Below are 12049 nucleotides of genomic sequence, written 5' to 3'. Positions count from 1 at the left end.
CTTTTGACCTGTAAAGGGTAGCGGGGCCTGTTTAAATCGGGCTATGCTGTCTGTCTGTCTGTCTGTCTGTCTGTCTGTCTGTCTGTCTGTCTGTCTGTCTGTCTGTTAAAATTATGCCTTGCTTTTCCCATCATCAAACTCCTTTTTTGAAAATTACGGCCAACTGATTTGGGCTAAATCGCCAACCCTCATCACTATTCTGAATGGCATTAAAGCACCATTCAGAACAAAAATACTTGGTTCTCTTTTGCTTAATGCCAAACACTATACCCAACACACCCCACCAATCATATTTCTGCCCCTTGGTTTGCTCAAAATAGGCTTTGATTTGTGCCTCGGTTACGTGAGGTAACTCAATTAAATCCCATTTAGAGAGGTCTGAAACGTGGATATTTTTGCAACGTACACCACCATCTCGAGGGCTGGATGAGTAGCACTCATACCACTCCTCTTTGTAATAATGGTCACGAATATCATACTTATAGATAGCTAACTCGCAGTGACTGTATTGGCCTTTGGTGAGTTTTCTAATTAGCCAATCTTCCAAACGCTCTTGCCAGTTTGTAGCTCGCCCCTTATAAAGAGCAAGATAAACTTTATACATTGCTGCTCTCCTCTAAAAACTCCGCATAAGTTTGCGTCCAACCTGTACTATAGTCATAGTCCTCCGGGTTTTCGGCCTCATCCAAGGCTGCCTTGTGCTTGAGGGCGTTGGCGTGGTTACCGGTCTTGGCCTGCATAAGGGTTTGCCAGATGGCCATCAGTTCAGCCTTACCTAACATTAAGATGGAGTTATCCGCACAAGTCCAAGCAATAGCCTCCACCTTGTCGCCCATCAGGTCAAAAGTGGCCTTGACCGACAGGATATTACGTTCGGCCGTAGCATCGGTGTCTATCCACTTGCCTACGGCCTCAACCCATACCCCGCCGTTGATTTTTTCGTCCCGCAAACGGTTGATGTCTTCTCGGATTTTTGCAAATTTTTGGGCTTGATGAGCCGCTTGTTTTTCGGGGTTAATGACCCAATCTGTGCCTTGCAACTCGTGGTAGGGGCTAGGTTTTGGATCAATTAAAATTGGATATCCTTGTTCATTGCTGATAATTTGCAGACCTTGGCTTTGGCCCTCTAGTAGGGCAATGTAAGTTTGTTCGTCTAACTCAACAGCTCCTTCTGGAGCTTGGTCGGTTGGGTAAAAACCGTCTTTGTAATACATTGTCATTTGAGACTCCTATTTCCAGCGGCCAATGGCCATAAAATCCACAGCAAACTTGCCTTTATCATAGTGATCTTCGTAAGCATCAAAGAATACTTTTGAGCCTGTGCACTTAGAAATATTCACCATAATAAAATTGTCAATAGAGCTTAATTCGGTCGGGTTGGAGCGCATTAGCTGGGTAAATATCTTGGGAGTCTCTATAAATGAGACTGCCCAATTAAAGTTAGCATCCGCAAGGTGTCGGGCAGTTGAATAACCATTTGGCGGGACAAAACGGTAAGTCTGAATCATTGTCCCATCAGGATATTTACGCACCTCAAAATTACCTATTTTGTGATAGCTAAACTGGTCAGCCACCCCCTGCCCAAAATCTGCAATATCGCTTACAGTATGGGTATGATTGAGATTGGCTTTATTGTGTAAATCCTGTGCTAATTTACTTGCGTCAAGCTGTCCTGTATTGATGACCTCGCCATAGGCTTTAATCCAAAATTGCACATCCGCAAATTGCGGTTTGGCTTTAATAGCGGCTTTAAGTGCAATAGCCTTAGGGCGTGCTACTCCAGCAAAATGTCCATCTCTACCCGGGTTTGATGAGTATCTATCTGCGTCTCCTCTACCAACTGATCCACCCACCCAGACTGTTATTGCATTAGGGTAATCTGCTGGCACATCAACAATATCTGCTCCTAGGCTATCTCCTGTCTGCTTATATGTAGGCAACACATTTTTTATGGCCAAACTTAAAGATGTTGTTGCATCAACGGAGTCGGAGACAACCAATGTCCCTTTCTGCGTATCGCCAACCACTAATCCTTGTCCTGCATTACGCACAAAGCGGTCAGCCATTTTAGGTACGGCACTTATGGCACCATATTTTGCAATCAGATGAGCATACAAGTCTGGATAAGTAGATTGCGTTACTTGAGTAGCGATATCATCAAAGGCAATCCAGCCGTCAGGGATATTATCCACCGCAAAATAAGCCACTTGACCGACATCTGACCGGGTCAGGTCTGGTAGTTGATTGCTGTTACCAAGCGCAGTATAGAGGTCAGGGTAAGTCTGGGCATTAAAGCTTGTCCCGTTAGCCTTTAAAAAACCGCTCGGATTGCGAATGGCCGAAGGAAAGGCCACAATAGAGCCGATGGGCAGGGTATTTTTAGCCACATTTCCTAAAGCAAATTCGCTGGACACCTTGACTTTGGACGTACCGTTAGTGAGATGGGATATATCCGCCTTAGCCACCCGGGTGTTGGCATTGTCATTAACCAACTTGACCGCCTTAGATGTAGCAAGCTTATCTGTACGGTCAAGATTAACGGCGTCTGAACGGTCTGAATACAACAATACTTTGTCGTTGCTGTAAGATAGTGTGCCGTTATCTTTGAGCTGTAGCAGCTTATTTGATGTTGGATTATGCAAATAAACATCACCTGTACTCATGCCAAAAGTAGCAGATACGGACTTGCTACTATGGGTCACTTTAACCCCTCCAGCAAAAGTTTTTGTACCGCTGATGGTTTGTGAACCTGCTAGCATGACACCGTTATCTTCTGTTAGCACAGTTTTATAGCCCATGTAATTACCATCTTTATCCCAGGCAGTGGTAAGGACACCAAAATTAGGTCCATAAGTAAAACCAAGTCCTCTAGCGTAGTGGTTGCCATTGGCTTCTGGATGGGTAATATGGATTTCCATATTGGGTAAACGATGTGCCCCCATCGCTAAATTATTAGCACGATAAAAGCCAGTGCGAGCATAGTTATCACTTTGATTACTCGCATAGTTGATGGTTTTTAGGCTATCTTTGGCATCTAAAGCAGTTGTTACCCATGATTGATAAGCGGCTATCTCTCCTTTAGCAACCCTTGGGAAAGATATTCTGCCAAGCTCGCCTGTATTGCCAGCGCCTGTAAAGACAAAATTAAATCTGGCCCCATTCTCGCCACTTGATACAGGAGCAGTTTCCCACCTCCAAAACGACCCATCATTGTTTGTTGCCCTGAGTTTTTCCCATGTGTTTCGACTGAGATTTAATACACCATTACTAAGTGTTTGATTACCACTGTTGCCAAGTTTGCCATCGTTGAGTGCTTTACCTTGTTTGGCTGTTAAAGCTTTGGTCGTGTCGGCAGTGGTAAGGTTATCTACTAACTGGGTTAGCCCCTTACGGCTAGTGGTAGCATCTTGGGCAGTGTACTTACTGTTGGCTAAGTCGTGGGCGGTTTTGACGGCCTTTGGCGTAGCTGCCTTGGTTTCATCCTCGCTGTCAGTGCCAGAGTAGAGTTGCACAAGGCCTGCTTCTGAGGTGCTGGCTTTAGCAATTTCGTGGGTGTGTCCAAGGCTGTCCTGGCTATTGGTTGATGTTGCTGTGATTTTCTTAGGCTTAGCTTTTAGCCCTAAAGCCTCCAAGGCCTTTTTAAGCCAGACAGTACGGTTGGCCAACTGTTTAGTTGGTTTATTGGTAATACCATTTTCACCACCGACTACGGGGTCGTTTTCCTCAATGCGGTAGATGTGGTTTTCCCATTTGTCTTGTTCGTTTAAATTTGCCATAAATTGTCCTTAAACAGAGCCATAGTTATACATACCGTTATAGCGGATTTTATTGTTGTAGCGGAAAGCTGCTGCCTTATAGTCCAGCACCGCTAGCGTGCAGCGAGCGGGGGCAAAGGCACGCAGAATTTTACGAATATTAAGGGCTTGGTCGTTGGTAATGGGTTGATTTAGTCTCACTGCATAATGTGCCCAACGTTCCACAGCAGGAATTTGAGCCACGCCTGTGTGAGAGGAGTAATCACGCTTTTTCAATCCTTCATCTAGATCAATTTCGCCAAAGCCTAACTGACGCAAAACCTCACGGACTGCCCATGGTGTCCCTTTGTGGCGGTGTAGCTCTACTGCTTTTTTAATCAGATTTCGCTTAGTATTGTCACTATCAGCAATTAACAAGCCATCATCACCCGTCACACTCCATTTTTCTGCCAAGAGGGGCAAAAACTCATCGCCCAAGAGCTCGACTAAGGTAGTCATAATGCTGTCGATATTGAGTTGGGGAAGTTTGAGGCTTAAATCGGCCAAGGCCTTGTATTTAGAGTCGTTAGCAATCATGTCCGCATAAACTAATTTAGCCATGGTTACGCACCTCCTCGACCTCAATCGCTATTGCCGTGCAATTTGCCCATTCGTTTTCGGCAACCACCGTTTTCGCAGGCTGGATTAAGTTCACGTCATAAACGCCATCGACTCGTAAGGCGGCAATTATGGCAGAAGGCACAATATCCTTGCCCAGCACCTTGGTTTTATCCGCCAGATAATTTTGCAGAGCATCTCGTGCTTGAGCCTTGACCAGGTCTTCACGGTAGCCCTCCAAGAGGGTTAAACGTGCCTCAATGCGGTAATTACGTTGCGTAGGAGAAATAACCTCCACACTGTCGCAAAGTGGTCGGCGGATTTCACCGCTAATATGATCACGAATATCCGACAACAAGCGGCTGTCGGGCAAGCCGGTTTTAGTCAGCACAGCAATCCGCACCAGCCCGCCACGGGGGTTGGTAACCTTAACATCAGCAATGGCTTGAGAGACGGCTCGCACATGGTAGTCATAAGCAGCAATGGAGCCACAGGTGGAAAAGGCCTCGGGGGCGGCCAAAATACGTTTGCGGTAGTCGTCATCAGCTTCTTCACTGAGCCCACCACTGGAAACATCAATGTTTTTTACCTCAACAGTCGAGCTGGTTTGCAAACGGCTCTTGAGGCTTTTAACCCGCCCCACTTCCCAGCCGTTGCCGATTTCGCCCACCTTATTGCAGGCGGCTTCAATATCAACATAGGCAATCAGCGGGGTGATGACATCATCGTTTAGGGTTAAAAATTCCAGTTCATCACTGACTGCCACCCGGGTTCCTTTGGGAATAACGATGGAAGTGTGTTCACCCTTAACTGAAAACCGTAAAATTGTGCGGGCGGGTTTGTCTTGTAAGCGATAACAGCCCAGCGGTTCGCCACATAAGTCCAAGGCTAGTCCCGTTGCAGTTTGCGGAAAGGTTTGACGAAAGGCTTCGTTAATGCCTTTTCGTACCAATAATTCACGGTAGGCATAGGTGTTTATGATTAGCCGTTCAATATGGGCTGGCTGTAAAACCTTGCCCGTGCGGGCTTCATAGTCAGAGATGGCCTCGGCTAAAATGGCCTTAACATCTTCGCTGACCACAGTTAGATCAAAGCGGTTTTCAATTTGCATGGCTGGCCCCTTGGCTGAAATAGGTGGTGTAAATTTGGCGAGCGACCTCATCTTTTACCACCCAAACAATCTCAAAATGAAAATGGGGAGCCAGGCCTGATACCTTGACGGCTTGTACCTCAATGCGTTTTTCCCACTGACTAAGTGCCATAAAAATCTCTCGCACCATATTGGGTACAGCAATGTCGAAGGGTTGATCGAGGTAGTCGAAGTGGCTAGAACCAAAGGTTGGACGCAGCACATCACTGCCCTTACGGGTGCTTAATATGGTGGCAATGCACTGGTGCAAATCATCCTCCCCTTGAATGGGTTGAGCCTCATTCAGGGGAGAAAGTTGCCAGTGGGTGTGTCTTAAAATGATTTCGCTATTCATAAATTAAGAATAGCAAGGGGAGGGAATGACCGCTTTTAAACTGCTTTAAAGAATACAAGCGGTCAAGTTTGACCAAAAATTTACATAGGAGGTCCAGAGCGTTTATTTCCAGTTTCCACACCTGAATGCACGTGACTACCCAAGGAAACAGAACCTTGTTTGACACTTGGTGCAGAAACTTCCGTGGCGGAAACAATGTTGCCGCTAGCATTGAGATTGCCCTTGATGGTGGTATCACCATTAATTTGCGTGGGGGCATTGACTATGGCTTGGTTCGCTGTCACGGTCACAGTTCCACTGGTTTTGACTACCACATCGCCTGTTTTTCTGTTGTGGCTGATTTCCGTGCCGTTTTTAAACTTGTGTAGCCAGATGTCACTGTCTGCAAGAGGCACTGGGTCTTGACTGTTGTAAATTGTACCCAAAACGCAACCGCTTTCACCTTGAGCATCTAACAAAATCGCCACCAACTCCCCTACATCAGGCAGGCAGTAAAACTGGTTGCCGCCTGCATTGGGGGTTAAATAGGGCAGCCAGGCAGTTTCTAAATCCTCTAGGGCTGGCAGGGTGCAGCGGATTTTATGGGTGCTTGGATCAACCTTTGAAACAATACCCTCTTGATAGGTTGCCATAAAATTATGGGTGGCTAGCGGTTTTCGCATTCGGGGTTTCCTCACTAAATTCAATCATTTTAAGCTCTAAATCCGTGGTGTAGCCCTGGTTCTTGTCCAGGTTATGGCGGGCCTGTTTTATCAGGTATTTGCCACTAAACATCCCGAGTCCTGTCAGCCAAATGGTATTGCCTGCCACCAGTTTGGGATTGCCGATCACCGTAACTTGCCCAGCCTGTTGGTCATCGTTTTCCGCTAAGGCTGCCTGGGCTCGGGCCTCAACTTGGGCCTGGCTCTCGCCTCGGGTAACTACTTTCAATGTATCGGCCGTGCTGGCCTTGGCCTGCTTTTTGCTGGGGCGTTTGCTCTTACGCTTACTTTCTGCCTTAAGAGGCTTTTTAGCCTGAGTGTTAAAGCCCACCACTTCCACCTTTTCGACTGCGTTTTTAATGCGGTCTCGCAGCCGTAAAGATTTCACTTCAGAAAAATCAATCGTAGCCACGGGCGAACGGTCTTCAAGGCTTTTCATAGAGGTAAAGACTAAGGTTTGCCCCACAATCTTAAAGCTGTGATGGTATTCATGGGCCAGGCGGGTTAAAAATTCCACATCCCGCTCCTGATATTGAGTGACCCGTGCAATGGGGATATTGGCCACTGTGCCTGTCACCTTGAGTTTAAGCCGCTTGGCCACGGTTCGCACAATTTCCGCCAGGCTAGTGTTCTCATAGGCCTTGGGCTTAAGAGTACGGTTGGACTTGGTAATCCCTGTGCCTAAGGCCTTAAGTGCTACCTTGGAGCCACCTGTACCCGCTGAGTAGCTCCACTCAATTTCATCCAGCTCAAAGCCGCCCAAATCCACCAGCGGTTCGCCTTGATAACCTAATTGCAGCTTGAGTTTATCGCCTTGAGTAGGGAACCAAGCGCCCACCCATTTCTGTTCAATATCCTCAAACTCCACCTGTAATTCGTCTGACTGGTCGGATAAATAGTCGGTATAGGTCAAGCGTAGGAGGTTGGGCTTGATATATTGGGTGATCTGCTTGGCCTCATAAAAGAGCTCAAAATCTGGGGTTTGTACCTTCATTCTTCCCCTCCCTGTAACCAAGGTGGAAGGTCGCTGTTATCGGTGGTTTTAACCGCCAACACAGGCACCTTCAAGGTTTCACCCTGTGGCAAAATTTCACAAAAGGGGATATGGGGGTTGGCATTAAGCAGGCGGTTCATTTGGCCAATGTCGCCATAATAGTGGTAGGCCAAATTGTCCCAGCGGTCGCCCTCTTGGATTTGGTGTAAGATAACCGCATCACTCATTGACGTCCTCCTGTGTATCATGCCGAACAGCAATCCAAGCGGTTAATTTGGCCGAATAATTTGCAAGCGTGTCTGAAATGGCCTCGGCCGAGTCAATGGCCTGCACACCCAAATCGAACCATTCTCCCATTTCAGAGCCATTTAAACCTGATTTAAACAGGCTATAAGCACTATTTAATTCGCTTGAAAGGGCGGTTAAATCGTCCATAAAGGCACTGGCTCCACTAACATGGGCAGTTACAGCCTTAAAGGCCTCGCCCAGTCCCGCCATTTCAGCCAAACCACCCACTGAACCACCTAAGCTTTGTACGACTGCACCCAGCTCATTTAGGGCTGCAAGCGGATTATCTCTTAGGTTTTTCACCACAGCCAAGGTGCTTTTGACCTCACTAATGACCTGCTTTGCCTGGCGGGCAATTTTGACCCCACGGCTGATCATTTGGGTGGCCTGCTCCACAAAATTACTTAAACCCTTGGGAATGATGGAGGTCAGGGGCGAATTGCCCCCAAGGGACAGGGCAGAACCCCAAAGCCCCTTTTGTACATCGCCTGCAAATTCCCGCAGGCTTAAAGAGATCTCTCGGGCTAAGGCATTACCCTGGCTATCGGTAAAGAGGGCCTGGCTACTGACATCTGTAATGACAAAATGCCCCTTGAATTTGGAAAAACCCAAGACCAGAGCTAAAGGCTCTTGACTGGCCTGGGCAGCTAACAAGGCCTGATAGCGGCTCTCTACTGGGGCAAGTTGATGATGCAGTTGTAACTTAAGGTTAAGCTCTGCCAACTCCATGCCCATGGCCTGTAATTTGGGTTTGCCTGACAGCACTGAATGTTCGGCAAAGCTAGCAGCGTGCCGTTCATCAAGGCTTTCAGGCGCAGATAAGAGATCAAAAACGATAGTTCCTAAAAGTGCATAGTTAGCCATTAGTAAGCCCTCCGTTGTCGCTCGTCCATCATGCGGTTAAAGAGTTGTTCAAATTCATAGGCGCCCATTTTGAGGGCTTCTTGTAGTTGCTCTCGCACGCTTTGGCCGGCATTGCTGTTTAGGCTGATATTGGGGCTAAAATGCACCACAATGCCGCCCGTGGCTTGGCTTTGTGGAGAGGGCTGGCGGTTAAGAGGCTGATAATCTGCAAACAGGCTATCGCCACCACCATAGTTAAGGCTGTTTAAGGCATTAACTCCAAGACGAGAGGTGGTTTCTTTTGTCATCACATACTCACCCTTATGCACAATGCCCGCAGGCTCGTATTTTCCCCCTTGGCCTGTAAAACCACCATTGGAAAAGCCTGACATAGCAGCCATATTGGCTGTTTGACTGATTTGGGCAGCATGGCTTTGAGTATCATTAAAGCTAAAGGCATTTTTAATGCTATCACCAATGCCTGATACAAAGCCCTTAACCGTTTCCCATGCAGCCTTAATGCCCTCGACCAAGCTGTTAATCAAATTTGAGCCAAATTCGCTAAAGCTGGTAGGTAAATCTAACCCAAACCAGCTCATCACAGGCTGCATAATTTGGAAAAACAGGCCTAAAGGCGACCAGTTGAGAATGCTGGCAGAAATATTGCTAATGCCTGAATCAAAGAAATTGCCAATGCTTGCCCATAGTTCACCGAAGTAGGTTGAAACTCCTGCCCATGCAGTCGTAACCCAGTTCGAAACCCCTGCCCAAGCTCCTTGTACCCAAGACCAAAAAACATTGAAGTAAGCGGTCACATTTGCCCATAAATTTGCAAACATGGGGCCAAGTGTTGCCCAGTTGTCCCAGATGTAATAAGCGCCTAGTGCAATACCTGTTATCGCAAGGCCGATAGGGTTCATCAGGAGAGCACGGCCAAGTCCAACAAGGGCGGTTTTTGCAAGGCCAAAAGCAGAACCAAGGCCTTTTAAGGCGGTTCCGAATAAACCAACACTGCGTGCCGCTCCACCAAAGCGGGCAAGGCGGAGCATATTAAAGGCAGCATTAACCTTTGAGCCAACCACCGCCACCGCCTTAAAAGGACTGAGGAAAAGATTAACGGCATAAGTTGCCCCCAAAATACCGATTTTAGCGGCTAAGAAACCACCTACCACAGAAACAACGGTTTTAATCAGCCCCTTATTTTTCTCAATCCAAGGGGTCATCACATTTTCAATAAAACCTTGGGCTTCCTTGGCAAAGGCCTTGATGTCATCTGCAAAGGCAGAACCAAAAGTCCCTACCGCAGACTCCCAAACACCCCCTAGGGCTTCAAGCGCAGCCCCTAGCGTTTTAGTTTTCTGGGCAATTCGCTCTTGGAGGCTGGCCTGCTCACGCATTTTGGTCAGCATTTCCTCCAAGCCCTTTTTCCCCTTTTGAGCAAGAATATCGGCAAGGCGGCCACCTTCAATACCAAACATTTCATTAGCGACTAAGTCCACCCCCTTATCGCCATATTTAGCCCGGATTTTCTCGAATTTCTCCATTTCTGTGAGCATACCTTCTATGCCCTTAAATTTGCCCTTCTTGTCCCAAAAGTTAAATTCAACCCCAACAGAGTCAAGCATATCCCTCGCTTCTGCCTTCATGCCTTTTTTAGCTTGTCGCAACATTTCAGGCCCCTTATTCATGCGGGTCAGCATCATATTGAGGCCTGTACCGAAGGTAGAGCCTTCCAGCCCCCGCATGCCTGCCATACCCTCAATGGCCAAGATTTGCTCGGTATTTTCTGCCCCTGTTAAGCCCAAGGAGTTGAGTTTAGGGGCGTAATATTTCATGGACTCATACATTTGAGCCTTGTTAAGGCCAGCGGCATACATGGCTCGTTGCAAGTAGTCTGCTGATTTTTCTAACTCGTTTTCTTTGAGGCCGTGAGATTCCATAAATTTGGCCAGGAACTCACCCCCTTCAAACTGATCCATATCCAGTAAAACATTCAGCTTGGCAGCGGTTTCTAGGCCACCTCTTTTGATGATGTCATCTGACACCCCTTGCTTTTTCAGGGCAAGGGCTAGGTTATAAAAGTCCTTTTGGGTGCCAGGTAAGTCCGTGCCTAGCTGGCTGGCAATTTTGCCGATTTCCTCAAAGGCCCCGATAGAACCATCTGCCCTCATCATGGCAATTTTGAGGTTATTGGCGGCCTCTTCCTGATCCATAAAGGTTTTGACCGATGAAATCAAAGGGCGACTAAAGGCCATGGCGTGCATACCCGTTTCAAACATTTGACCCTGTAGGGCACGGCGTTTTTCGGTATGGGTTTGTTGAGAGGTGATTGCTTGATTTAAACGGCGTTGGCTTTGCTCGGCCCGGCGAATAGCCTCGCCTAACTGTTGATAGCGGCGGCTAAGTTGGCCTACATTACGATTAGGATCAGAGAGGGCACGACTAAGGGAACGCCCCAGTCTTTCTTGTTGGCGTTGGGCAATCGAAATACGGGTATTAAGCTGGGAAACAGCTTTAGTGGCTTGCCCAAAAGCAGCACCAAATCCACGTAGACTGGCGCCAATGACCAGCCCTATTGTTAATTCACTTGCCATTTAAAATATCCTGTGGTAAAAAACGGGAAATTGGGAGGGTAAATATGAAAACAACTCAAGACATTACCAAAGCTATTTGGGCAGTAGGCATGGTTGGCTTTACGGCATGGATTATCGTGTCCCTATATGTTCCTGCGCTTACCTACCTACATTCCGATATGGGAACGTTTGGCTTTATCTTAGGCCTTGCAGCAGCCACGCTTTTTACCATCTTAGTGTGGGGCCTCTTAGGCATGGGGCTTTCCTATATCCTGACCGCAGTAGGTTTTATTCTAGGTGCTATTACGGAAGGCCTTATGACCCTCCGCAAGCACTACAAGCGTGCATAACCCGCCTTTTGCTGACGGTTGGCCTGAATAAGCCAGCCGTCAATATCTTGTAAGGTCAGTCCGTCTAAATCTTCCAAAGAAAATCCAAACCACCAGACCAAATCCGCCAAGATATTATTCAGCGTGTCCTTCGCTATCATCTTCCCCGAAAAGAAATCGTTGCACCTTCTTGTAGTCCTTCCATTTCAAGCTATCTAAGTCTTCAATGGTCAGTCCGCAACAACGGGCAACCACAATTACCTCACGCTCTTCCTGATTGTGGCTTTGTTGAGAAGAAACACGAAAATCCTTCACTGTTGGCTCTCGCACCTTTAAGGCATCTAGGCTTGTACCATCGGCCAGATTTAGTGGGCTGGATAGGTTAATTAAGTTTGATGTTGGTTCTACAGGTTTTGACATAATAAAAACTCCTCTGCAAGTTGTGGTTAATCATCACAGAGGAGTTTACTTAAAGGGGCTTTAAA

The 12049-nt window shown here is 47.2% G+C and carries 13 protein-coding genes; 1 reads left to right on the top strand and 12 read right to left on the bottom strand.

Going from position 1 to position 12049, the window contains the following annotated elements; genetic code table 11:
- Positions 1 to 133: 133 nt before the first annotated feature.
- The 11 genes from A4G20_05725 to A4G20_05675 form a co-directional block, all read right to left on the bottom strand.
- Positions 134 to 604 (bottom strand): enoyl-CoA hydratase, encoded by a 471-nt coding sequence (locus A4G20_05725; GenBank protein QIW15866.1) that lies wholly within the window; start codon positions 602 to 604, stop codon positions 134 to 136.
- Complete coding sequence (locus A4G20_05720) at positions 597 to 1220, bottom strand: phage tail protein (GenBank protein QIW15865.1); 624 nt, start codon at positions 1218 to 1220, stop codon at positions 597 to 599. The genes A4G20_05725 and A4G20_05720 overlap by 8 nt, the downstream gene beginning before the upstream one ends.
- Positions 1221 to 1229: 9 nt before the next feature.
- On the bottom strand, positions 1230 to 3776 hold the full coding sequence (locus tag A4G20_05715) for a hypothetical protein (GenBank protein ID QIW15864.1): 2547 nt from the start codon (positions 3774 to 3776) through the stop codon (positions 1230 to 1232).
- 9 nt (positions 3777 to 3785) lie between these two features.
- Positions 3786 to 4355 (bottom strand): phage tail protein, encoded by a 570-nt coding sequence (locus A4G20_05710; protein QIW15863.1) that lies wholly within the window; start codon positions 4353 to 4355, stop codon positions 3786 to 3788.
- On the bottom strand, positions 4348 to 5463 hold the full coding sequence (locus tag A4G20_05705; protein ID QIW15862.1) for a phage baseplate protein: 1116 nt from the start codon (positions 5461 to 5463) through the stop codon (positions 4348 to 4350). Before A4G20_05705 ends, A4G20_05710 begins: the two co-directional genes overlap by 8 nt.
- Complete coding sequence (locus A4G20_05700) at positions 5453 to 5836, bottom strand: phage baseplate protein (GenBank protein ID QIW15861.1); 384 nt, start codon at positions 5834 to 5836, stop codon at positions 5453 to 5455. The genes A4G20_05705 and A4G20_05700 overlap by 11 nt, the downstream gene beginning before the upstream one ends.
- Positions 5837 to 5916: 80 nt before the next feature.
- On the bottom strand, positions 5917 to 6498 hold the full coding sequence (locus A4G20_05695) for a phage baseplate protein (protein QIW15860.1): 582 nt from the start codon (positions 6496 to 6498) through the stop codon (positions 5917 to 5919).
- A complete protein-coding gene (locus A4G20_05690; GenBank protein QIW15859.1) occupies positions 6473 to 7531 on the bottom strand; it encodes a hypothetical protein in 1059 nt (352 codons plus the stop codon). The genes A4G20_05695 and A4G20_05690 overlap by 26 nt, the downstream gene beginning before the upstream one ends.
- Positions 7528 to 7758 (bottom strand): hypothetical protein, encoded by a 231-nt coding sequence (locus tag A4G20_05685; protein ID QIW15858.1) that lies wholly within the window; start codon positions 7756 to 7758, stop codon positions 7528 to 7530. Before A4G20_05685 ends, A4G20_05690 begins: the two co-directional genes overlap by 4 nt.
- Entirely contained in the window at positions 7751 to 8683 is a 933-nt protein-coding gene (locus A4G20_05680; GenBank protein QIW15857.1) for a phage tail protein, read from the bottom strand. Before A4G20_05680 ends, A4G20_05685 begins: the two co-directional genes overlap by 8 nt.
- Complete coding sequence (locus A4G20_05675; GenBank protein ID QIW15856.1) at positions 8683 to 11256, bottom strand: phage tail tape measure protein; 2574 nt, start codon at positions 11254 to 11256, stop codon at positions 8683 to 8685. The genes A4G20_05680 and A4G20_05675 overlap by 1 nt, the downstream gene beginning before the upstream one ends.
- A gap of 44 nt (positions 11257 to 11300) precedes the next feature.
- Here A4G20_05675 and A4G20_05670 point away from each other — a divergent pair, with 44 nt between their 5' ends.
- Positions 11301 to 11585, top strand: coding sequence for a hypothetical protein (locus tag A4G20_05670; GenBank protein ID QIW15855.1), 285 nt, complete (start codon positions 11301 to 11303; stop codon positions 11583 to 11585).
- A gap of 114 nt (positions 11586 to 11699) precedes the next feature.
- On the opposite strand, the gene A4G20_05665 is transcribed toward A4G20_05670, so the two are convergent.
- Entirely contained in the window at positions 11700 to 11984 is a 285-nt protein-coding gene (locus A4G20_05665; protein QIW15854.1) for a hypothetical protein, read from the bottom strand.
- Positions 11985 to 12049: the final 65 nt, after the last annotated feature.

It is taken from the genome of Pasteurellaceae bacterium RH1A, assembly GCA_012221805.1.
Classification (GTDB): Bacteria; Pseudomonadota; Gammaproteobacteria; order Enterobacterales; family Pasteurellaceae; genus RH1A.
Note: the sequence above shows the minus strand (reverse complement) of the source record. Positions and strands in the feature narration are given on the sequence as shown.